Below are 21,683 nucleotides of genomic sequence, written 5' to 3'. Positions count from 1 at the left end.
CCATATTTTTTTATTCTGTATGTATATTTCAACTTTTCCTCTGATTTTTTGCATATTCAATAATCATATCAGCCACATCGATCCCTGTGGCTAAACTGGCACCTCTAAATTCTACGGTATTATTGATCTCGTGGACCATTAGTCCGCGTTCGTTATCTTCCATCATATCTATTCCCAATATTCCTTTACCGACCACGTTTGCAGCTTTTATAGCTAGATCTTCTAACTCGTTAGTCACCTTCAGAAGCTCCGCTTTTCCACCTTTGGCAACATTAGTTCGCCATTCGTTTTCTGAAGAATATCGATACACAGCCGCTACTAACTTATCGCCAACTACAATGCAACGAATATCTCTTGGAGGTCTATGAATAAGCTCCTGAAAGTAAAATATGTTTGAAAAAGGACTAGTACTTTCTTGCCTCATTTCTATTATTATTTTTCCAATTTCTTTGTTTCTAACTGGGAAAACGCCACGCCCCCATGAACCGATCACAGGTTTGAAAACAACAGGATTTTCATCAAAATTTACTTTTTCGATAAATTCAAATGCAGAATCCGCGTTAAATGAAAAGAACGATTTTGGAGTTGGAATGTTATTTTTCTTAAGTATCATCGAGGTCAAAAGTTTATTTCCACACACTTCTCCTGTTTTAGAATCATTAATGACATTGTAACCGCATAATTCCAAACAGTATGTCAGAAACTGCCCTCTAAAATGACTAATGCTTCGTTGCAGTAATACATCCCCGAATTCTCTATTTGATGATACCAGATCGTCTGTATCCATAATAATATTTCTTGAATCGACTAATCTAACGTCTAATCCTCTCTTTATTGCTGTGTTGTATAACGCCTTTTCCTCAAAGCGCAATTTGTCAAATAAGATATCAAATTTTACCATTTTGACGCTTGTATTCCCAGATCTTTTTGTTTGCGGCAGAAGATTGAAGGCCCCAAAGAGTCACAAACCCTGTTGCTAATCTCTGGTCGAATTTTGAACTTGACATATACGTTATAGCATCATCGTCATATAATGAAAACGTTGATTTTCTCCCCACCACACGATAAGAACCACTATGCATTTTAATCTTTATTTCTCCAGTAACACGCTCTTGTGTCTTGTCAATAAAGGCGTTTAAGTCCGTTAGAAGTGGATCTAACCACAAACCAGAATATGCTAACCATGCCCATTGATCATCCACATGAAATTTAAATCGAAGCTCTTGATTAGTCAAAACGAGCTTTTCTAAATCCTTATGAGCCTCAATTAAAAGCAATGCTGCCGGTGCCTCATATACCTCACGCGACTTGATGCCTATTACTCTATCTTCTATATGGTCGATTATTCCCACTCCGTGTGAACCTGCAACTTTGTTGAGCTTATTTATAAGAGAATCAATTTCCAATTTTTCTCCATCAATGGATACGGGTCTACCTCTCTCAAAGCCTATGGTTATGTAACCTGCCTCATTATTGCTCTGTTGTACAAACTTAAAAGCATCGTCATGGGGCTCGTTTTCTATATTTTCTAAACTACCGCCTTCAATGGCTCGGCCCCAAAGATTTTCGTCTATGCTATACTTTTTTGCGACGTCTGAAATTCTAATATTGTTTTTTTCAGCGTACTGTAATTCCTTATCCCTTGTCAAATTCATATCTCTAATTGGAGCAATTATGTTCAAATTAGGATCAAGGGAACGAATTGCAATATCGAATCTCACTTGATCGTTCCCTTTACCTGTACAGCCATGAGAAATTGCAATTGCGTCATGCTTTTTTGCTACTTCGACGACTTTTCTTGCAATTAATGGTCGAGCAATAGCCGTTGCAAGTGGATATTTTTGTTGGTACAATGCATTAGCCTTTATAGATGGGACCACATAATCATTCAAAAATTCATGTTTCGCATTAATGTAAACATGATCTATAGCACCTAACTCAGAAGAAACCTTGGCAATTTCCTCAAAATCATCATCTTGTCCCACATCAACAGTAAGAGTTATTACGTCAAGATGATGTAATGTCTGCAAATATTTTACGCATACGGAAGTGTCTAGGCCTCCTGAAAAAGCAAGAACAACTTTACTCATTAACAGGCGACGATAGTGATAATTAATAATTTAATTCTTATGAATTAATACATTTCTTAAAAATTGATTCTTTATTAAAAAAATATCACTTGATGGGTAGATTATACCCCAATTTCTTTAGCTAGTCTTATGATCTTTTTTCCTTCCTTTGTCAATTTGTTATAGGTCTTGTTCTTTACGTTACTTCTTTCTACCAATCCCTTGTCCTCGGCTTTTATGAGTAATTTATGACCGTACCCATAGGCACCCAATTTCTTCAAAAGATCTCTTGTAGAATATTCCTTTTCCCCGATTGTCTTAATCAATTTTACCAATGCTCTTTCTTCTATCATTATTTTGATTAGATTTGCGTCACGCATACTAGTAAAGAAGAATCCAGGTTATTTATTGGTTACTTTGTATGGCAACAAATATTGATATTTATTATAGGATATGGATATATTTTTGAAAAGGTAACAACAAATATGCAAATATTTGTAAAACAAATTCATTGAACAGAAATTATGCTAGTCCTTTTACATTTATGTGTCATATTAGATTTTGAAACAAAAATTTTTAAGCCTCTTATAAGCCAAAGAGGTGTATGAAGATCACTGTTTCGGCAATAAAAGCAGATATTGGAGGTATAGGTGGGCATACTAGACCAAGTGATGAGTTGGTACAGACAGTAAGGGATTTTGTAAATAAGAATGGAAAGGGTATACTCATCGATAATTATGTTGGATACACTGGAGACGATATTCATATCATAATGACTCATACATTGGGAGTAGAAAATGAACAAATTCACAAGTTAGCATGGGATGCCTTTACAGAGGGAACCACAGTTGCAAAAGAACAGGGATTATACGGCGCAGGCCAAGATCTTCTAAAAGACTCATTTTCGGGCAACGTGAAGGGCATGGGACCAGGTGTTGCAGAAATAGAGATGGATGAAAGGCCGAGTGAAGTATTTTGTGTTTTTGCAGCAGACAAAACTGAACCTGGTGCTTACAATTTTCCGTTCTGGAGAATGTTTGTGGATACCGGAAGCAACACAGGTTTGATCATTAACGAAGAATTGGCACACGGCGTAATTTTTAGGATTATGGATGTGATGACAGGAAAAATTGCTGACCTAAAACTCTGGAATGAAAAACCAGAATTGGAAGCGGCTTTGATGTATCCTGGAAGATATGTGGTGCATTCTATCTTATCGCATCAAGGCGAACAAATAGTATCGTGTTCTACGGACAGACTTCACAATATTGCTGGAACATATGTGGGAAAAGATGATCCAATAGCTATAGTAAGAACTCAGAAGAATTTTCCCGCAACCGAAGAGGCAGGCAGTGCTTTTAATGACCCCCATATAGTAGCAGGAAATACAAGAGGAAGTCACCATATGCCGTTTATGCCTGTAGCCTTGAATTCACCTGCTAGCCTTAATTATTCGATTCCCATAGTATCGTGTTTGCTTTTTAGTATGCATAATGGGAAATTAACTGGACCCCATGATGGTTTTGGAACTGCTGACTGGGACTATCAGAGAAGATTAGCTTCTGAACGTGCAATGGTACTTAGGGTTCAAGGTTTTATTCATCCCGCAACATTAGTTCCTGATGAGCTGGAATACAACAAAGGATATGAGACTCGAATGTCTAAACTCAATGATAAGTTCAAATGACTGGAAACAAACTAGATGTCAGTGACTAAGGGACCATTTATAATCAATTTAAAAAACTATCTAGAAATTTCTGGCGATAAAGCTCTTGCATTTACAAAAGAAGCAGAGAGGGTCAGTCAGAAGCTAGGAACCAGAATTGTAATATCACCCCCACAACCACTTATAGCCTGGGTAGCTAGAAATACCAGTCTAGAAATCGTTTCACAGCATGTAGATTTCAGTCCAGTGGGACCTAGTACTGGTTTTACAATACCAGAAATGATAAAGGAATCAGGAGTCGTCGGTTCGTTAATCAATCATAGTGAACATCCAATTGACATTAATTGTATAAAAGAAATATTAAAAAAGATGAGATCTTTAGAGCTTGTTTCTGTAGTTTGTACAAAGAATTTTAACGAGTTAACAGATATTAGTAAATTAGAACCCGACTATATTGCCATAGAGCCTCCAGAATTGATTGGGACTAAGAGATCAATCTCTACCGAAAAACCATCTTTGATCAAAGAATCATCGGATTATTTACTTTCCAATGGAGTAAGATCAAAATTGATTTGCGGAGCAGGAATCAATACACCTGAAGATATTCGTATAGCTTTAGACCTAGGATCTGAGGGAATACTTGTAGCAAGCAGCATTGTCAAATCGGACAATTGGTATGAAAAAATTTATGAATTAGCAAAACAATTCAAAGAATCAAAATAGATCACACTTTTTTATTCATTATAAACAATAGCTGGAATGAGGTAACCAATGTACAAGAAATATAATTTGGCAGATATTCAACGAGATATTATAGACCTTCTCCAAAACAATAATCCCATGTCCAGTAGTGAAATAGCGAAGGTTTTGGGAACAAATCGTATTACCATTTCTAAATACCTAGATATATTATATTTTCAGAAAATAATTAATAAAAGGAAGATAGGGTCTGTAAATTTTTGGTATTTACAGCCTGGCATAACCAATTTAGACTCTCAAGATGAAGACTTTCTCGAGTTTCAACAAAAACTAATTGAGGCACTGCTTAGTGGTAAAGGGGAGGTCGCAGAAAATATTGTTCTCAGTTTGATTAACCGGAATTTTAACCTTAGGAAAATTGTTAACAATGTCTGTCTACCAGTACTAAATACGATATTAGAACTATATAATAGAGGTAAAATCGGAAAGACAGAAAAAATTCATTTGTTAAATAATCTTTCAAACTGCATCAGGATTCTTAGAAATGTGATAAAGTCCACCAATACAAGGTTTGGAGACTCCCAATTAATAATAATGTCTGGAGATGATGACTCCCTGCCAATCTGTATAATGTTGGAAATATTGACAGCAAAGGAAGGTATTAACTCAGTACTTATAGGAAATATAGAGAAATACATCGATCCTTTTTTTGATATAGATTTACAGCGGTATATTAATAAACTCTCAAAGAGAACTAGAGGAAAATCTGTCATCGTAGTGATTTCAAATAGTGAGACCTCCATCAGATTCCTATTTACAGCACTGATGGAAACGAATCTTCAGCAAAGGAATCAAATTTTTGTATTTTCTAATAAGATTCTGAAAGAAAAGATCGAAAAAACCATTGTAGGAATAAATATGTATACAGATTTTGATATTTTACTGAATGATTTAGAAAAAAGAATGTCTAGGTAAGGTAACAAATAATGTTGTTTTATGCATATTGAGTTTTTATTTTTTCTATTACTCTTTCATGTTCAGGGCTCTTCTTTCGCGCATATCGTTCCATAGCACTGAGAGGTACACCACCTAAGGTTCTGGCAAGAGTAGCGAAAAAGAATTTCCTTATAGGATCATTTTGACCAACTTTGTGCATAAATTTGTGAATAGCATATTTGAAATTATGTTGCCAAGTTTTATACATCACTCCGAGTTTAGCTGGGTCCATAGTATTTCCAATATCAAAAAAGTCTGATTTTTCTAACAGGCCTATGGGAACAAAAGTAAGAGGAGTTACCGTGAATTTAGAATCTGGTTGCTCCTTTTCTAGTTGATGTATAAGCTGAATTGTTTCCCAACTATCATCTGCGGTTTCATTGTTATCCAGTCCCATTATAAGAGTAAAGGCAGGAACCCAATAATTTTCATTTAATGTTTTAACACCCTCCTTCACAACCCAGTGCCATTCAGAAGGCCTAAATGGAGCAAGTTTTCTGTCGGCATATTTACCTATCAATCTAATGCTTCCAGTTTCAAAACCGCACTGTATACCGATATGATTAGAGGAACTAGCTCGTATAATCCTAGAAACATTGGGAATTAATTTTTCATCGGCTATGGCTCCCGCCAATGTTCCATGAGTAGGGTTTGTATGTTCCACCCCCGTCTCCATTATACCTTTAAATAATTCTTCAATAGCTTCGCGATTGGGTTGCATATTTTTAGTTGTTCTTGGATTAAGACCATATACAAATATGTCATCACTGTGAATCCAGGCGTTCTTTAACCCCCCATACTTCATATTAACTTGAATTTCTCGCTGTACTTTTTCGATTGGATAATAGCGTAGTGGTCTAAGAGTTACATCACAAAATTTGCAACCTCGTCCACAGCCTCTCATAACCTCAACCATTCCATGCATACTGGGATTAACAATGTCAGGAATTTCATCAACGCTTGGTTCCTTTGAATAGTGAATAAACCTTCCATGATACTTTCTTCCGTTCTTGTTAAATTCCTTAATTTCTACTTTAAACTCAGATTTCTTAAATGGATTGGCAGTTTCAAATTCATTGTTAATTAAAGAATCAAAAAATCTTCCTCCAGGTCCATCAATTTCAGGGCCTATTCCCCCTAATTCGCCTTCGACTATAGCATATAGTCCATATTCTTCTATTTTTGCTGGATCATAATTATATTGCCAAGTTCCAGATGCGCCAACCACAACTTTAGCCTTACTTCCGTTCTTTTGTTTAGCAGCATTTATACGATGATGTAAATCGCGATTGTAAAATTCTGCATATGACATTTGTTTTCTACCATAGGTAAAAGTCATGGTAACTGGACCCATCCCAAGTGGGTCCATTTCATAAGTTCCAACAAACTCAGTATCGGGACCAATAAATTTATCTATATGATCAGGATGAGCAACGACAACATCTTCGCGGGAATAACCATCTCTCAATAATGAGGCCTCCACCTTTCTTAATCCATAAGGTGCGTAATCAGCTAGACCATTTGAATTTGCTATGGGATTACATATAAAGTCAAAAAGTAATTTAGGTGTAACCTGATTACCCAATATTTTATACCAGAATGAATCATGGCTGCGATTAGGATCTAGGGCAGGAGCACATCCAAAAAATGATGCAAGTGAAATTCCTCTATAGGGGGACATTAATGTTCTATCGGCAGTAAGAACGACCTTTGGATACTTCATAATATATGTTATCTCAGAATGTAGGAATCAAAAAAGATAATTAAAGTTTTCTTATTTATAACCCAAAAATATTAAAAAAAGATTAAATAACTACCAAATTATTTCTTGGCACCTAAAGTTCTGTTTTTTAATCGCATATGACTACCTCTACATTTTCTGCACCTGGTTCCACCAATTGGGTTTTTTGCACCGCAATCGAAACAAATCTTAAAGAATAGTCTTCGCTGCTGGGCTATTTGCTTCTTAACTACGTCAGTAATTGGCATGATAAAGACTCTTTTAGAAATACCCATTTTTACCTTTCTATTCATTCACCTCGTGCTGACAAAATTTATTAGTTATCGCAGCCTCCTACTTTGATGACAGATTACTTTGAAGTAGATAGATTGGTAGAAGATTTAGCTAAGATCTACGCATCGCAACTTGCCGTCTCGCTTTATAAAGTTAATAATAACAAACGGCCAACTAAGGATGAATTTAGAAACACAGTTATAGATTTTATGAGCCAGTTAGAATACTCCCTTGGAAAATTTCCAGATACAGAAGAAGGGACAAAATTTAAACAGCATTGTAAAGGACTACTTAGCCGAGAGATAGAAATAGTTAGACAAGGAAAAAACAAAGAAGTCGAAAAGAGGTACAAGTACTATGCAGAATACAACTGATTGTTAGATCGATATCGAAGGGAAACATTTTATATATAATGTTTCTTAATTATATGACTGAGAGATAGTGATAGGTAATAACAAACAATTCTTGTCTCAGCAGTTATTGTGGATTGGCATATCATTAGGTATAAGCCTTGCAATCTCATTTTTGCTACCGTTTCCATTATCCCTTCCAGTAATAATTGTAGTTTTCATATTACTCAGTTATTATATCAGAAATCGAACCATGAAGAAAATGGGTATGGCAGGATCTGTTTTTGGAGGAAATGGTAGTTCGGTGAGTTACTACTGCATGAGTTGTGGTACAAAACATAATCAATCTGCTTGCCCAAAATGTGGCTCAAAAATGAAGAGAGTAGGCTCTTAACTCTATCCGCATTTTTAATCTAATTATAATGGACAAGAACGATAGATTACGGATAATCAGAGAAATTAATGACTTTATAAATCAAATTAATAGCGAGCCAGTCCAGGAGTCGTTAGTGCTAGTGGAAGGAAAAAGAGATCGGGAAGCGCTAGCGTATCTTGGATGCAGTGGCAATATAATGATATACCATAATTTTAAAAGTCCCATTGATATGGTTGACAAATTCCGTGATAATTACAAGAAATTAATAATATTATTGGATTTAGACAGGAGTGGAGAGTTGATGACTAAGAAGATATGCAGTATGCTTGGTAATCGGTACATTGATCAAAAGTATAGAAATAGGCTTTCAAATATAACTCAAGGAAGAGTAAAAAATATTGAAGAATTAAAATCCTTTTACAATAGTATGTTGATAGATTGACATGTCCAATCAAGAAAATCTTTTGGACAAAAACCACATTTTTCAATTACGAAGATAAAGACAAAGTAGGGCTATTGTAAATACTCTTAAAAACAAAAAACTTAATCAAGGCATGTAATTATACTTATCATAATCATCAAAATATGATAAACAAAATTAATAACGAGATAGTAAAGATGCCAAACACTGGGATTGTTAAGTATCATGTAAAGCTGAAATTTGAGGTAGATGGCCTAGTAGAGAAGGCAGATATTATTGGCGCCATTTTTGGTCAAACTGAAGGGTTGCTAGGTCCGGAAATGAATTTGAATGAATTACAAAAAGTTTCAAAGGTGGGAAGGATTGAAGTTAATGTAGATACAAAATCTAACTCGGCTCGAGGTGATGCTTTAATTCCAATGAGTACTGATATCTCTACCGCAGCTTTAATAGCTGCGGCAATTGAGAGTATTGATAAAGTTGGACCTTTCCAGGCCAAATTTTCTTTAGTTGGTATTGATGACATTAGAGCAATTAAGAAAAAAATTATAGTAGACAGAGCAAAGAAAATTGTTCAAGAATGGGCCACAAAAACAATTAGTGAAGGAGAGGAAATGCTAAAGGATGTATATGATGCAAGCAAACCAGGTAGATTAACTACTTTTGGAAAAGCACAATTAGCTTGCGGTGTTGGAGTATTTGATAGTGACTGGATAATATTAGTAGAAGGCCGTGCCGATGTTATAAATTTGCTCAGAGCTGGCTACGATAATTCAATAGCTATAGAAGGAGCAAAAATTGATGAGACAATATTAAAACTAACAGAGGGTAAGAAAATAGTTGCATTCATTGACGGAGATCGTGCAGGTGATCTTATTTTGAAAGAATTACAAGGATTGGTGAACATCGATAAAGTCTATCGAGCACCACCAGGAAGAGAGGTAGAAGAATGCACACCTTTAGAAATTTCAGAAATACTTAAGGACGTCGAACAACTCATGAAGGATAAGCATAGTGAAGCTCACACATCAGGACCTACAAACGTCCAACAAATCAGAAATAATCATAGAAATGAATACGGACTGAAGTTTGTAAACGGCCAAGAAGGGTCAGCAGCACGCGATTACCAAAAAGAACTCCCAAGTTCAAGTTCAAATAGGAACAACTATGTCAAGTATGATTCAGTTAATTCAGAGGTAATTAGAACTCCAAACTCGTCGACAACATCAACTGCAACAACTTCGTCTTCATTACAGCCCATCTCAAAAGAAGATGAAGAAGTCATTTCTACCGCAAAAAAGGTTTTTGAAGAAATTAATGAAAAATTAGAGGCAATAATTTTTGACAAATCTATGAAAAAGATAGTGAAAATTCCTGTTTCTGAAATATTAAAAAAGATCTCGAATTTGAAAGACGGCAACTTGTTGGTTCTCGATGGGATAATTACTCCAAGGTTGATAGAGGCCGCAAATAAGTCTGGGATCAAATATATAATTGGTCATAGGATAAGTGATCTAAAAAAACTCAATCCGAGTGTCAGAGTTCAAACGTTCTCTGATATTGGCTTGATCAGTCAATCAATTAGAAGTAGTTAAAATTCACATGATGGTAAAAGATCATGAAAACTTTAACTTTCTTCATTTTTTAATTTTAGTACATCTATTATCAAATGGGGGCAAAAACAACTACTTAGAAGTTACTAGCAGTCAAATGAGCCGACTAATAAATAGATCACAGCAGACTGCATCCAAGGTGTTAATTGATTTGGAACGGGAAAATTTAATTGAAAGAGTAAAAAACAATAAGAAATTTGGAATCAAATTAACGGATGAAGGATATCAATCTCTTAAGGACATTTACGAAATATTAAAGAAATCGATGGAAGTGTCTGCTGACAAGCAAATTATATTTAAGGGTAAAATAGTCACCGGGATGGGTGAAGGTGCGTATTACATGTCTCTTGAAGGATATAGAAAGCAATTTTATAATAAGCTTGGCTACAAACCCTTTCCGGGCACACTCAATGTCAAGTTGATAGACGCGCGTTACATAAACTCGCGAAGGGATTTGATAAATCATCCGTCAATTCATATTGATGGCTTTAGAAATTCCGATAGAACATTTGGATGGGTAAAATGTTATACTGCAACAATAACAGCCGTTGCAAGAAGTAGTTATACCTTGAATTCAACTCCGCAGCACTATAAAGAAGGAAACGTACATGTGTTACTTTTGGAAAGAACACACCACGACAATAGTTTAATCGAAGTAATTGGACCTCACAATATCAAAGAGACTTTAAAATTAAAGGATGGGGACAATGTAGTAATAAAGATCAGAGAGTGATAATCATGGTTTCATTGTAAATCATAAAAAGAGCTTCCAAGTTCGCTCTTAATCGCCGAACTCTTCAACTCAGGGATCGGAGAGGAGAGTCTGACAACTTCTACATCTATTCCCCTTTCCAGACAATTTTTTTTCATTGATTTGACGTCATGAGATTGGTCATATCCCAGAGCAATAATGTCTGGCCTCACAAACGATACAGTATCGTATATTGACGTTTTTCTGCCTATGATGGCCTTATCTACAAACCTTATTGAAGAAACCAATTCTAACCTACTGTTTTCATTGTGAAATATTTTGCGATTACTTCTTAAATTGCTAACAGTAGCATCAGTTGCCACTACTATAATGAGAACATCGCCCAATAATTTAGCCGCCTTGAGGGTATGAATATGACCAGCATGAAGAAGATCAAAGACACCACCTACCAGAACTACTTTTATTTCGGCTCTACCCCTTTTTGTTAAAAAGACTTCATCTTCCTTGTTTATGGTAGATCTTCCTATTTGTTTATTTTTTTTTATTTCAATGAGTTTTTCTTTTTCAAGGTTAAGCAGTTCATTTTCAAACAATGTTGAATCAAATTCCAACTTCCTAGACAAATAGGAAAGAAATGGCATTTCGGCACGCGTGGCAGGGGCAGGAGAAGCAGAAGTAGAAATCGAAATAGAATCTTCATTTCCTTTAGAATCATTGTCGTTATTTTCTTGCAAGATTTCTAACGATAGGTTATTACAATAAATGGATGATAGTAGATACCGTTGTGTGGAATTCATTAATTTTGAATTGAGTTCACCATTACGATATATAATTTTAAAGATGGTTAATGGAAATGATATTTAATGACAGATGTTAAGAACTATCTAGATAATCTAAAAACACCATAGACAACAACTGAAATACCTAAACCATTCAAATCGTGTAACCACTTTTAGTTGCAATAATTTTGAAAACCTGTAGACTCTAGTCCGTGGTCACAACCAATTAAAGATCGATGCCTCAGTACTCATAATCTTCGTCACGGTGTTATACTATCAGACGGCTCTTCGTCGTCATCATCGACATCAGGCTAGCTACTATCACAAATTATATATTCTTTTTAACCAAAATTTTGTTACGGTTAGCAAAGATAATTAAACATGTTAACTATGGGTTTTGTATGAAAGGGGCTCAAATAATTAAAACAAACCAACCGTTAGAAATTAATGATATCAAGGATCCTAAACCCGAAGGAAAACAAGTATTAGTTAAGGTTATTGCGTCTGGAGTTTGTCACAGTGATCTTCATTTGTGGGAGGGAGGCTATGCAGGACCTAAAGGTGTATTCATGAAGGTTGAGGATAGAGGTGTAAAGTTTCCGCTCATTCCAGGACATGAAATATCAGGCGAGATTGAAGAAGTCGGGAATGAGGTTAGCAACGTTCAAGTTGGAGATAACGTGCTCGTTTACCCATGGTTGGGAGAAGGATCCTGTCCTGCTTGCTTATCTGGAGAACAAAACCTGTGTGACTCACCCAAAACTTTGGGAATTTATCAAAATGGCGGATATGCGCAATTTGTATTGGTTCCAGATTCAAAATATGTTATAAAATTAAGTAATCTGCAATTTGATTCAGCTTCATCACTTGCTTGTTCTGGGCTCACTGCATATAACGCGGTAAAGAAGGCCAAACCTGCACAAGGACTTGAGAAAGATCATAACATAGTAATCGTCGGAGCAGGCGGATTAGGCTTGATGGCAGTTCAAATTGCAAAAGCAATCTGTGATTCAAATATTACAGTCATTGATGTAAATGATCAAAAATTGTCTGAGGCAAGAAAATTGGGTGCGGACACCGTCATCAACAGTAAGGAAAAATCAGATATAGTCAAAGAGGTAAAGGCACTTACGAACGGTGCTGGTACTGATGTTGTCATTGACTTTGTAAATAATAACATTACTTCAATTAATTCATTTAATATGCTGAGGAAAAGAGGAAAAATGATTATGGTGGGTTTGTTTGGAGGATCGATGGAACTAAATTTGCCGATGATTCCTTTAAGAGGATATACGCTTACTGGAGCATATACAGGAACGTTTTCGGATTTAACGGAGCTAGTTAACTTGGCTTCTCAGGGAAAGGTAAAAACCGTATTAGACAAAAGATATTCACTTGATCAAGTTAACGAAGCGTTGGAGGATTTGAAAAATGGAAAAATAATAGGACGAGCTATAATAAATCCCAATTAATAAGATATAATAAACGAAATGTGTTTGTATCCCGCGAGCAGGATTTGCTCCAAAAAAGATTACCTTTTTTGTTTGAGCCTGCGACTCTTCGGTTACTGTTGGATGTAAGCCTGATAGGCTGATGCAAGATTAGCAATATTTTGCCAACAACTACAGCCGAAAGCTCTACCAGGCTGAGCTACCGCGGGACAATTAATTTTTAAGGTATTTGATATATAATCTAATCGTAGGTTCGTAACCAATGATTAAATAGTGTTTCTTTATCATAATTGATATTGGTGAACCCAGATGGATCGCGAAACAAGGTCATTTTGATTGTTTTACTATCTGTGGGATTCACCCTTGCAATGTATCTTGTTATAAATTATTCACTCAACCAACAGAGTACGACTTTTGCGAGACTCATTCCTGAAGAGGCTTACGTAATTATTCTTCACGATGTATTTAATAAACCAATGGAAGACCTGCTCAATATCACTTTTGATGATGTGCGGGGTAAATTTAGTGCTCAATATGTAATGATAAATGGAGAAGGAATTATCTATGAAGCTGACAAGGATAGCCATACAACCTCTAAAGTCATTGGTATGACTAATGAGCCTCTAAGTGGAGGAAGTCATTTTGGTTGGGAGATTACTTTCAATGGTACGAAATACTACGTAGATTCTACCAGTGGACGCATTATTTCATTTGTAAACGCTTCAAAATAACCATAAAAAACAAGCACATTACCTCATATCAGCTTACTATTATCTTTATTTTTTATAATATCGAGTAAAAAATAAGTTATGATCTTATCAGCCCCAGCGCGCTTGAGCGAAAGTAAAAATTTGGAAATTAGAGCAAAGTCTGGATTAGAATTGCCTGCGAAGGGGCCAGGATTGCGAATATTATCAATATGTCTTTTACTTTTCTGAACTTGCCCTCTATTACGTAGAACGGGTTTGATCCTTACATTGCCAATCTCATCACTTCTTGGATCCAATTTTTTCTCATCAAAAATATTTATGCCGAAAGATAACCCATAAAGTTGTTCTGACTCCAATAATGATCTCAGCAGTGCATATTCTCCTGATACATTTTGAACCACTAATGGGACATTGACTAATTTCCTCGCTTGCTTAATAATATCCATATACCATAGTGAGGGTTTTATCATTATCCAATCTGCACCCTCTTCAATATCAAGTAAAAGTTCCCTTATTGACTCACTTTTATTATTAATTGAACACTGATAACTAGATTTATCGATAAAATCTGCATGCAGATAATTGTTATTTCTGAAAGGAGAATACAAACAAGAATTATGTTTGGCTGAGTAACTTAATATTTTTACAGTCCCAAATCCGTGACTATTTAGTAACTTTCTCAAATAAAGAACTTGACCATCCATCATAGAAGAGGGGGCAATAAAGTCCGTCCCACTTTCACACAAACTTAGAGATACTCTTCCTAGTGATTGCAGAGTCTTATCGTTGTCAATCACATTATCATAAGAATTACCTCGTTTTACTACTACATTACCAGATCTATCTGACACGATTCCACATTGACCAGAGGTGTTATACTGACAGAGACAAACATCAGAAAATATCGTAAAATCGTTGCCAAAATTCTCTCTTATTTTCCTTATCGAGCTTTGAATTAGCCCGCGTTTAGCAGACGACAAATCACCATTTTTGGTCCTTCTTCTAGGAATGCCGAAAAGGAGTATTTGAGAAACGTTTAATTTTATCAATTGTTCCAACAAGATTTCCAATCTGTGAAGATAAACCTTAGAACTGTTCATATATCCTGATTTTAAACTTTGTCTGTAGACGTTCTCGTTTTCATAAATAAACAGAGGAAATATAAAATCATCCAATCTAAAATCAGAGAAATTCAACGGATTACTAACTGCAATATCGTAAAAGGCATATTAAATCTAACTAAAAGAATGAAAGCTTAACCAAAATACGAAAGAGTAGGGGTTAATATCTTTTGTTCAAGCCTTACTTACATCATACTTCTCTATGATGGAAAGCTAATTACGGTAATTTTCGATAAAAACTTTAAAGAAGTAAATTTAGTTAAAAATCCTTTTAAACTGTCCAATCTAAGCGGCCTCCACTCTACGAATAACTTTGATATCATCTCTAGGAATAGTAGAAATGGATGAACTCCTACAATCCCCATTTAGAATATATAGTTCTTTTCAATAGATGAACTCTGATTACCATAACGCTTAAGGATTCTCACTATCATGTTGACATCTTCCTTATTCTTACAAATTCGTCCAATTTTTATACAATCTCTAATATCCCTTGATTTTAGTTTATTCCAAACAAGATTAGCAATCAATGATGAAATTTCTAGATCCAAGTTGCATTCTTTACTCAGTATATGATTTGAAATTCTTTCAAACGTCTTAAAATCATATTTCTTAAAATAAAGAACAAAAAAACGTGAAAGCAAAGGAGTCAACAATTTTTTTTCGTTATTACAGGAAGCAAATACCCAAGTTCGCATTACAGATTTCCGTGTTTTTTCGAATTTAGTCTCACTCAAAATTCCTGTTTCCATGATACTGAGCAGAGCAGCTTGATCCTTTATTGCCATATATTCAATTTCATCAATAATAAGATTTCTTGGTCGATGATTAAACAAGTAATCTAGCATTCCTGCCTTAGTGCTATGACTGCCAAGAGTAAAATAAGATCGTGGAAGTTTCATGCATTCCATTAGAAACAGAGTTTTTGCCGAGCCTGGGGGTCCCACCAATAAGATATGAACAGGTAACGAAGAATTTATAGCATAATTGAAAATTTTTTTAACATCATCATAACCCACTATATTTTCAAACAGTTGATCAGAATTCTCTAGTTGAATGGATTCAGGGCTATGAGAAATATCAGAATCTGAAACTACCTGATCAACCTTCTGTGTTTTTTTCAAACGGGTATTCCTTTTTGCTCCTGACGTAACAAATTTATCATCAAAATCTCTGAATTCCTCATTACCATTATAATAAGTAGTAGAAGAAGAAGAAGAGGACGATTCTTGCATACATAGGTTCTTCTGATATTATCTATAAAAATATACTTATAATAATATAATTCTTGATAAATTACATTCAACAGACTCGTCAAAAAAAAACAAGATCTCCTCATTTAATTAGGCAGCAGCACTGACAATTCTTCAAATACTATTCAGGGGCTAATCATAGATTAAGAGTAATAACTTTATCTGAACAAATAAAATATGTTCGATATCTAATCTTTTGAATGGCGAGATCAAATATTTCAAAACTTAAGGTATTGGTAACTAGACCTATTCCTGAAATTGGATTAAACGTACTTAAGGAAGCAAATTATGATCTCATTATCAATTCAACTAATCGTCCACTGAAGCCTTCGGAATTAAAACATATGGCAAAGAATGTGGATGCCATCCTATGTTTTTTAACTGATACTATAGACAAAGACGTTATAGAAGCTGCGGGACCAAATCTGAAAATCATTAGCACATATAGCACCGGATATGAACATATAGACGTTATAGAAGCTAAAAAAAGAAATATCAAAATCGGCTATACAGGAAATATTCTGACACAAACTACTGCCGACCTAGCTTTTGGTCTCGTTTTATGTGTAGGACGAAGAATTGTAGAGGCAGATAATCTTGTGAAAGCTGGAAAGTGGAAGTATGGATGGTGTCCCGACTTGATGGTTGGTACAGATGTACATGGAAAGACCCTAGGGATTATCGGGATGGGAAAAATAGGAACTGAAATAGCAAGAAGAGCTTTAGGGTTCGGCATGAAGATAATTTACACAAATAGAACCTCAATTGCAAGACCAAATTTGATAAATCTATTTCCTAATTTTACAGACATAAAATATAGTGAACTGAGCGAGCTTGCTAGCAGGTCAGATTACGTTATCGTATGTTGTTCCTTAAATAAAGATAGTTATCACTTGGTAGATAAGGAATTCATCTCTCAAATGAAAAAGACTGCTTTTTTAATAAACATTGCAAGGGGCAAGATAGTAAATCAAAAAGACTTGATAGCAGCCTTAAAGAAAAAAATCATTACAGGAGCTGCTCTTGATGTCTACGAAGAGGAACCCCTTTCTAAAAACAATCAACTATTAAAGATGAAGAATGTGGTTCTACTACCGCATATCGGCAGCGCAAGCACAGAAACAAGGAACAAAATGTCAGAAAGGGCCGCATTAAATATAGTAAATGTTCTCCAAGGTTCTGATGAAAAGGCATTGTTAATCAACTAAATTATAAGTCAGTCATTCTCTTTAATTGAACTTCTTCTTCATCCTGCAAGTTACCTTTAACACAGTCTGTATGAACTATCTTAATTGGACTCAGAATAATTTTACCTGGTGGAATAACGTTATTTGATTGGAGTGTAAGAAATTTTCTTTCTAAAACTGTTTTGTGATCTGCGCAGGTCAAACCAATCATAAATTTGCTATTTTTTGGTCCCTCATCAGCAATTTCTATTATGAATTGAGGAGGGAGAGGGCATCGAATACCACTGTATGCAAAGGAACAGCTTTCTGGAATCAACAATATTATTAAGGTCTCTATCCCATTTAATTACTTTGGTTTATTACATTTTTTGTAAAACCTGCGCAAACAAAGCAAATTACTGATCAATTGTCTGAGTTCGCGAAATACTATTCTAAAGATTACAATTTATTCCTATCAATAGTTTCCTAACAAAGACAGAAAATCATAATCACAAGCACAAATCCTTTTTCCAAAGCAACGCTACACCTTATAACTTATGATATATTTAATAATTTATAAGAAAAATGAGTGAAATAAATAAGAATATTGGAAATATAACTAGCAAGATAGCCGAGCAAGGAGCACCAGTTATTGAGCGATTGCTTGATAAATTGACAGGAAAAGGTGCATTAATCAAGTATTCATTTAATGATCTAAAGATCGAAATGCCTTCTGTTAAAGATCCGAACGGACGCAATATACGTGAAGGCAAAATAACCATTCGTGGAACTATTGCAGTTTCGGCCAGGGTTCAACACCTCGAGGATCAGAATAATGATATGAAAGGTACAGGGATTTCGATAAGCAATGAAAATTCCGAAAGTGCATCAGAAAGCAAAGACAATAATTTGGTGGACTATACTACTGGCCATAATCTTGAAACATCTGCTGAAGAACCCGCACTTCGAGATTATAACAGCACCGAAAATCCAACTAGTTGAATTTTAGAAGTCAAGTGGTAAAACAGTGACTACCTATTTTAGAACAATTGGAATTGAAAAGTCAAACTTAGGGAAGACTGCAAATGGTTGCATACAAATATCCAAATAACTCAAAAAACCAATCACACTCATTACCCGATGTCATAGTAGAATCGATAGGATCAATTAAAGGAGGAAAAATCTTAATTGAAGTGGAAAATAGACCAACGATAGATATCAAGGCATCACGGTCAAACGAAGTGCAAAGAATAGATATTGACATATTGGATCCAGAGATATTTGATGTTCTCAAAAATCATGAAGTAAATGAAAGAAAGGACAGTCCTTCTCAGGATGATGATGATAGTTTAATTGATTCGAAAAATGATTCTGTTGATAAGATTAAAAACAAGTTGGATACGGCCAAGGAGTTTTTTCACTTGTTTACAGATAACGAAGCAAGTATTTTTGATCAGCTCAAAATTGTAAAGGATTTTGCATCAAAACTCACAGAGAATAACATTACTATCGTCTTGCATAGAAAAGGGAAGCAGGCTATTATTATGGGCAAGGATGCAAATCCCAGCATATCAAAAATCATTTCTCGTAGTGATAATTTGCAAATTAAAAGTGTAAAAGAGTCATCCAAACTATTAGGCGAAATTAGTATATCATTGGCTGAAGATGGCGATAGTATCGGCAGGGATAGTGAGAAGCAGGAAGAATAAAAAAGATTTTAACATATATATATCCAATATATAGCAACGTACACTCCAAGCCAGCAGGTATTTTTCGTACAATTTTTAGAAAAGAAATAACATTAGAATTAAGAAGACTCTATTCAATAATCTTCTTTATATATGTCTGAAAGCTTTTGTTAAGATAAGTCATATTAATGCCCGCCAAATCAATCGTAATAGTTAATCCTAATTCCAAAGGGGGTCAAACCGGAAATAACTGGGACTCGATAAAAGTTATTTTACAGAAGTATTTTGGCAATGATTTAGAATTTGTATTTACAGAAAAATCTGGAGATGGAACTCTTTTCACTCGATCATATCTAGAAAAAGGTTATGAGAATATCATTCCTATTGGAGGAGACGGCATGATAAATGAGGTTGGTAATGGCTTTTTTAAAAATGTAGATAGAGACAGATTACGAAAGATCGATATTATGACGGTAGAGTATAACGAAATTCTTGCTCTTACAGAATTGGACAAAATAAATATTGATGCCACTATGACCATTCTTCCTGGTGGAACACGAAATGTACTTGTGAGATCTTTGGGGTTGCCATCGGATTTTGAAGAGTGCTGTAAATATCTGAGTGAATCATCGACAACTTCAACTGACTTCATCGATATCATTAGCGCTGTTGTAAGGACAAGCACAGAAAAAGCCGAGAATCAATTTAGAATATTCTTAAATGCTGCTGAAATAGGATTGGGAGCTGAAATTATTGAGAAAGGAAAAATGATAAGGGATCAAATTAGTAGTCGAATCTTATCTACGATCACAAGTGTTATTGCCACTCTGCCTATATACAAAAGCAATAGCTGTCAAATAATAGAAGGATCCACTACTAGTCACAAGATCGTCAATAGTCTTACCACTAAAATGACCATGGGAATGGTTTCAAATGGAAGCTTTCTTGGTGGAGGATTTCAAGCTGCTACTAAAGCTGAAGTTTCAGATGGTTTGCTAGACACAATTGTTATAAAAAATTCTGATAGTTTTAAGATATTGCAAAGGCTTGTAAACATAAAAAAGGGAGAAGAGGCCATGGATAACGAAGAAGATATCTACTATGGGCAATCACAAACAGTTAGCTGGTTGACGGATTACAGTAATAACATTACAGTAAGTCTTGATGGCGAACCTGTTGGAATTCTTCCTGCATTCTTTCGAGTTCATCCTAAATGTTTGAAAATAAAAATTTGATTAGACATCCTCAACAAAACTTATTGCCAGAGTTACATAATCCACCCAGATGTTTGGTCCTGTAAATACAAAGACTTGAAAATGTAAATGAGGTACAAATGTAAAACCGGTCATACCTACATTTGCTATATGCTCCCCACATCTTACTCTTTGATTGACCTTTACTTTTGAACTTTGACAATTAAGGTGATCATACCGGCTGAACTCATCGTTAGAATGCCTCAATACTATAAAGTTTGAAAACTTTTGGTATGAAAAATCTGGTCCACCAATGTTATATCTATCCTCAACGTAGGTTACTACTCCCTCTGCTGCTGCTAAAACAGGTGTTCCTATTGGTGCTAAAAAATCTACTGCATTTTTTAGTTTACCCACATGAGCGGGTGAAGAGGTACGATCAATTCTAGTAATTAAACGTTTCAAAATAGGCAGACTATAACTATTTTTTGAACTCAAATAGCGTAATCCACTTTTAAAATTCTGTTTAAGGACTGGAAAATAATTCCAATTTTTACGTTTGTAAAAGTATTCAGGTTTAAAGTACTACGCCTTATGCTTTCAGTGATCACCCTATTTAACACACCTTTAAGATAGTTCTACTAATCTTCTTATTTGCGGTAACTGATTTCAAGACGGGATGATGAATAACCATAAATGAAATAAAGTACATTTCAGCTTTGAATTAAGATATAAAACACTAGAATTTGGATTCTGTTTTTTTAAATGACCAGGTGTTGAACAGGTATTTCCCATACTGCTCACATAATCATTATGTACTATCACAATATCAGATATTTATCAAGATATATATTCACTAACACATACTGAAGATGTAGACAATTTTTAGTAAGAATCCACGTATAGTAGTGACTAATCGAAACATAGATCTACTTTTTATTGTTATTTGATTTTTAAGAAAGGTTTGGATTTTTCAATCCATTATTGAAGATATAACAAGTAAAAGGTCTAATAATTCAGATTTTTCAATTTGGTTCAAATTGGCTCCCTTTTGTATTCAAAGTGGATTGCAGGATTAACCGTAAAGAGACTACCACAGGGATTACGGAGACAAGCTAAATCCGATTAGTTTTGCTTTGATAAATGAAATTTCAAATTAATTCGTTAGGCTGGTTTTATATAATTCTTAAACTAGAATGTTACATCAAATCTACTTGTTATCAATCGAAGGTTTATTCAACATACTAAAAACCACCGATCTTAATTAAATGGTGTCAAGTTTCAACATTGTGAGACGATGTATATATTAGAAGGTTTACTTTATAAAAAGATCTATATGATGAGACAAATTTGATCTGAAATACTTTTAGTGATTCGATATGTCATAAATTATGAATTAAATATAT

24 protein-coding genes and 1 tRNA gene are annotated in these 21,683 nt (G+C 34.9%); 14 read left to right on the top strand and 11 right to left on the bottom strand.

Annotation, left to right across the window (positions count from 1 at the left end; translation table 11 throughout):
- Nucleotides 1–28: 28 nt before the first annotated feature.
- The 3 genes from lysX to NFRAN_RS12365 all read right to left on the bottom strand — a co-directional run bounded on the left by lysX (nt 29) and on the right by NFRAN_RS12365 (nt 2,449).
- Nucleotides 29–901 (bottom strand): lysine biosynthesis protein LysX, encoded by an 873-nt coding sequence (gene lysX / locus NFRAN_RS12375; protein WP_134485269.1) that lies wholly within the window; start codon nt 899–901, stop codon nt 29–31.
- Nucleotides 888–2,090 carry an argininosuccinate synthase gene (locus tag NFRAN_RS12370; protein ID WP_134485268.1) on the bottom strand — a complete coding sequence of 401 codons (1,203 nt, stop codon included), beginning with the start codon at nt 2,088–2,090 and terminating at the stop codon, nt 888–890. The genes lysX and NFRAN_RS12370 overlap by 14 nt, the downstream gene beginning before the upstream one ends.
- Before the next feature lie 101 nt (nt 2,091–2,191).
- Complete coding sequence (locus NFRAN_RS12365; RefSeq protein WP_134485267.1) at nt 2,192–2,449, bottom strand: hypothetical protein; 258 nt, start codon at nt 2,447–2,449, stop codon at nt 2,192–2,194.
- A 224-nt stretch (nt 2,450–2,673) separates the two neighbouring features.
- Between NFRAN_RS12365 and NFRAN_RS12360 the strand changes: the two genes are divergently transcribed.
- The 3 genes from NFRAN_RS12360 to NFRAN_RS12350 are packed head-to-tail and all read left to right on the top strand — an operon-like array spanning nt 2,674 to nt 5,409.
- Nucleotides 2,674–3,756: a fructose-1,6-bisphosphatase gene (locus NFRAN_RS12360; RefSeq protein ID WP_134485266.1), complete on the top strand. Its 1,083-nt coding sequence runs from the start codon at nt 2,674–2,676 to the stop codon at nt 3,754–3,756.
- 15 nt (nt 3,757–3,771) lie between these two features.
- Nucleotides 3,772–4,458, top strand: coding sequence for a triose-phosphate isomerase (locus tag NFRAN_RS12355; protein WP_134485265.1), 687 nt, complete (start codon nt 3,772–3,774; stop codon nt 4,456–4,458).
- A gap of 48 nt (nt 4,459–4,506) precedes the next feature.
- On the top strand, nt 4,507–5,409 hold the full coding sequence (locus NFRAN_RS12350) for a B12-binding domain-containing protein (RefSeq protein ID WP_134485264.1): 903 nt from the start codon (nt 4,507–4,509) through the stop codon (nt 5,407–5,409).
- 19 nt (nt 5,410–5,428) lie between these two features.
- Here NFRAN_RS12350 and NFRAN_RS12345 read toward each other — a convergent pair whose 3' ends face one another.
- Together NFRAN_RS12345 and NFRAN_RS12340 are read right to left on the bottom strand one after the other, a co-directional pair.
- A complete protein-coding gene (locus NFRAN_RS12345) occupies nt 5,429–7,153 on the bottom strand; it encodes a B12-binding domain-containing radical SAM protein (protein ID WP_134485263.1) in 1,725 nt (574 codons plus the stop codon).
- Between the two features lie 98 nt (nt 7,154–7,251).
- On the bottom strand, nt 7,252–7,464 hold the full coding sequence (locus NFRAN_RS12340; RefSeq protein WP_232038020.1) for a 50S ribosomal protein L40e: 213 nt from the start codon (nt 7,462–7,464) through the stop codon (nt 7,252–7,254).
- A gap of 48 nt (nt 7,465–7,512) precedes the next feature.
- Between NFRAN_RS12340 and NFRAN_RS12335 the strand changes: the two genes are divergently transcribed.
- The 5 genes from NFRAN_RS12335 (at nt 7,513) to NFRAN_RS12315 (ending at nt 10,937) form a co-directional block, all read left to right on the top strand.
- A complete protein-coding gene (locus NFRAN_RS12335; RefSeq protein ID WP_134485262.1) occupies nt 7,513–7,818 on the top strand; it encodes a hypothetical protein in 306 nt (101 codons plus the stop codon).
- Nucleotides 7,819–7,885: 67 nt separating this feature from the next.
- Entirely contained in the window at nt 7,886–8,188 is a 303-nt protein-coding gene (locus NFRAN_RS12330; RefSeq protein WP_134485261.1) for a hypothetical protein, read from the top strand.
- 28 nt (nt 8,189–8,216) lie between these two features.
- Entirely contained in the window at nt 8,217–8,612 is a 396-nt protein-coding gene (locus NFRAN_RS12325; protein WP_134485260.1) for a toprim domain-containing protein, read from the top strand.
- Nucleotides 8,613–8,755: 143 nt separating this feature from the next.
- Nucleotides 8,756–10,186 (top strand): DNA primase DnaG, encoded by a 1,431-nt coding sequence (dnaG, locus tag NFRAN_RS12320; RefSeq protein WP_232038019.1) that lies wholly within the window; start codon nt 8,756–8,758, stop codon nt 10,184–10,186.
- 115 nt (nt 10,187–10,301) lie between these two features.
- Nucleotides 10,302–10,937 (top strand): DUF120 domain-containing protein, encoded by a 636-nt coding sequence (locus NFRAN_RS12315; RefSeq protein ID WP_232038018.1) that lies wholly within the window; start codon nt 10,302–10,304, stop codon nt 10,935–10,937.
- A gap of 11 nt (nt 10,938–10,948) precedes the next feature.
- Here the strand turns inward: NFRAN_RS12315 and NFRAN_RS12310 are convergent, their stop codons facing one another.
- Nucleotides 10,949–11,713: an adenylyltransferase/cytidyltransferase family protein gene (locus NFRAN_RS12310; protein WP_134485258.1), complete on the bottom strand. Its 765-nt coding sequence runs from the start codon at nt 11,711–11,713 to the stop codon at nt 10,949–10,951.
- Between the two features lie 383 nt (nt 11,714–12,096).
- Between NFRAN_RS12310 and NFRAN_RS12305 the strand changes: the two genes are divergently transcribed.
- A complete protein-coding gene (locus tag NFRAN_RS12305; protein ID WP_134485257.1) occupies nt 12,097–13,167 on the top strand; it encodes an alcohol dehydrogenase in 1,071 nt (356 codons plus the stop codon).
- 29 nt (nt 13,168–13,196) lie between these two features.
- Here NFRAN_RS12305 and NFRAN_RS14045 read toward each other — a convergent pair.
- Nucleotides 13,197–13,355 (bottom strand) — tRNA-Tyr (locus NFRAN_RS14045).
- A gap of 87 nt (nt 13,356–13,442) precedes the next feature.
- Here NFRAN_RS14045 and NFRAN_RS12300 point away from each other — a divergent pair.
- A complete protein-coding gene (locus NFRAN_RS12300) occupies nt 13,443–13,877 on the top strand; it encodes a hypothetical protein (RefSeq protein WP_145988092.1) in 435 nt (144 codons plus the stop codon).
- A gap of 23 nt (nt 13,878–13,900) precedes the next feature.
- Here the strand turns inward: NFRAN_RS12300 and NFRAN_RS12295 are convergent, their stop codons facing one another.
- Together NFRAN_RS12295 and NFRAN_RS12290 are read right to left on the bottom strand one after the other, a co-directional pair.
- Complete coding sequence (locus NFRAN_RS12295; protein ID WP_172602345.1) at nt 13,901–15,052, bottom strand: hypothetical protein; 1,152 nt, start codon at nt 15,050–15,052, stop codon at nt 13,901–13,903.
- Between the two features lie 290 nt (nt 15,053–15,342).
- Nucleotides 15,343–16,212: an AAA family ATPase gene (locus NFRAN_RS12290; RefSeq protein ID WP_134485254.1), complete on the bottom strand. Its 870-nt coding sequence runs from the start codon at nt 16,210–16,212 to the stop codon at nt 15,343–15,345.
- 218 nt (nt 16,213–16,430) lie between these two features.
- Here NFRAN_RS12290 and NFRAN_RS12285 point away from each other — a divergent pair, with 218 nt between their 5' ends.
- On the top strand, nt 16,431–17,438 hold the full coding sequence (locus NFRAN_RS12285) for a 2-hydroxyacid dehydrogenase (protein WP_134485253.1): 1,008 nt from the start codon (nt 16,431–16,433) through the stop codon (nt 17,436–17,438).
- Between the two features lies 1 nt (nt 17,439).
- Here NFRAN_RS12285 and NFRAN_RS12280 read toward each other — a convergent pair whose 3' ends face one another.
- Nucleotides 17,440–17,736, bottom strand: coding sequence for a hypothetical protein (locus tag NFRAN_RS12280; protein ID WP_134485252.1), 297 nt, complete (start codon nt 17,734–17,736; stop codon nt 17,440–17,442).
- 245 nt (nt 17,737–17,981) lie between these two features.
- On the opposite strand from NFRAN_RS12280, the gene NFRAN_RS12275 reads away from it, so the two are divergent.
- The 3 genes from NFRAN_RS12275 to NFRAN_RS12265 all read left to right on the top strand — a co-directional run bounded on the left by NFRAN_RS12275 (nt 17,982) and on the right by NFRAN_RS12265 (nt 20,319).
- On the top strand, nt 17,982–18,398 hold the full coding sequence (locus NFRAN_RS12275; RefSeq protein ID WP_134485251.1) for a hypothetical protein: 417 nt from the start codon (nt 17,982–17,984) through the stop codon (nt 18,396–18,398).
- 83 nt (nt 18,399–18,481) lie between these two features.
- Entirely contained in the window at nt 18,482–19,105 is a 624-nt protein-coding gene (locus NFRAN_RS12270; protein ID WP_134485250.1) for a hypothetical protein, read from the top strand.
- Between the two features lie 167 nt (nt 19,106–19,272).
- Nucleotides 19,273–20,319, top strand: coding sequence for a diacylglycerol/lipid kinase family protein (locus NFRAN_RS12265; RefSeq protein WP_134485249.1), 1,047 nt, complete (start codon nt 19,273–19,275; stop codon nt 20,317–20,319).
- Here NFRAN_RS12265 and NFRAN_RS12260 read toward each other — a convergent pair whose 3' ends face one another.
- Nucleotides 20,320–20,775 (bottom strand): M23 family metallopeptidase, encoded by a 456-nt coding sequence (locus NFRAN_RS12260; RefSeq protein WP_134485248.1) that lies wholly within the window; start codon nt 20,773–20,775, stop codon nt 20,320–20,322.
- Nucleotides 20,776–21,683: the final 908 nt, after the last annotated feature.

Origin of the sequence: Candidatus Nitrosocosmicus franklandus (assembly GCF_900696045.1) — an archaeon.
GTDB classification, from domain to species: Archaea; Thermoproteota; Nitrososphaeria; order Nitrososphaerales; family Nitrososphaeraceae; genus Nitrosocosmicus; species Nitrosocosmicus franklandus_A.
The sequence above is the reverse complement of the archived record's forward strand: the minus strand, read 5'-3'. Positions and strand labels throughout refer to the sequence as shown.

Coding starts and splice junctions, on each gene's coding strand:
- lysX (WP_134485269.1), bottom strand. CDS start 901: ATGGTAAAATTTGATATCTTATTTGACAAATTGCGCTTTGAGGAAAAG.
- NFRAN_RS12370 (WP_134485268.1), bottom strand. CDS start 2,090: ATGAGTAAAGTTGTTCTTGCTTTTTCAGGAGGCCTAGACACTTCCGTA.
- NFRAN_RS12365 (WP_134485267.1), bottom strand. CDS start 2,449: ATGCGTGACGCAAATCTAATCAAAATAATGATAGAAGAAAGAGCATTG.
- NFRAN_RS12360 (WP_134485266.1), top strand. CDS start 2,674: ATGAAGATCACTGTTTCGGCAATAAAAGCAGATATTGGAGGTATAGGT.
- NFRAN_RS12355 (WP_134485265.1), top strand. CDS start 3,772: ATGTCAGTGACTAAGGGACCATTTATAATCAATTTAAAAAACTATCTA.
- NFRAN_RS12350 (WP_134485264.1), top strand. CDS start 4,507: ATGTACAAGAAATATAATTTGGCAGATATTCAACGAGATATTATAGAC.
- NFRAN_RS12345 (WP_134485263.1), bottom strand. CDS start 7,153: ATGAAGTATCCAAAGGTCGTTCTTACTGCCGATAGAACATTAATGTCC.
- NFRAN_RS12340 (WP_232038020.1), bottom strand. CDS start 7,464: ATGAATAGAAAGGTAAAAATGGGTATTTCTAAAAGAGTCTTTATCATG.
- NFRAN_RS12335 (WP_134485262.1), top strand. CDS start 7,513: ATGACAGATTACTTTGAAGTAGATAGATTGGTAGAAGATTTAGCTAAG.
- NFRAN_RS12325 (WP_134485260.1), top strand. CDS start 8,217: ATGGACAAGAACGATAGATTACGGATAATCAGAGAAATTAATGACTTT.
- dnaG (WP_232038019.1), top strand. CDS start 8,756: ATGATAAACAAAATTAATAACGAGATAGTAAAGATGCCAAACACTGGG.
- NFRAN_RS12315 (WP_232038018.1), top strand. CDS start 10,302: ATGAGCCGACTAATAAATAGATCACAGCAGACTGCATCCAAGGTGTTA.
- NFRAN_RS12310 (WP_134485258.1), bottom strand. CDS start 11,713: ATGAATTCCACACAACGGTATCTACTATCATCCATTTATTGTAATAAC.
- NFRAN_RS12305 (WP_134485257.1), top strand. CDS start 12,097: ATGAAAGGGGCTCAAATAATTAAAACAAACCAACCGTTAGAAATTAAT.
- NFRAN_RS12290 (WP_134485254.1), bottom strand. CDS start 16,212: ATGCAAGAATCGTCCTCTTCTTCTTCTTCTACTACTTATTATAATGGT.
- NFRAN_RS12285 (WP_134485253.1), top strand. CDS start 16,431: ATGGCGAGATCAAATATTTCAAAACTTAAGGTATTGGTAACTAGACCT.
- NFRAN_RS12275 (WP_134485251.1), top strand. CDS start 17,982: ATGAGTGAAATAAATAAGAATATTGGAAATATAACTAGCAAGATAGCC.
- NFRAN_RS12270 (WP_134485250.1), top strand. CDS start 18,482: ATGGTTGCATACAAATATCCAAATAACTCAAAAAACCAATCACACTCA.
- NFRAN_RS12265 (WP_134485249.1), top strand. CDS start 19,273: ATGCCCGCCAAATCAATCGTAATAGTTAATCCTAATTCCAAAGGGGGT.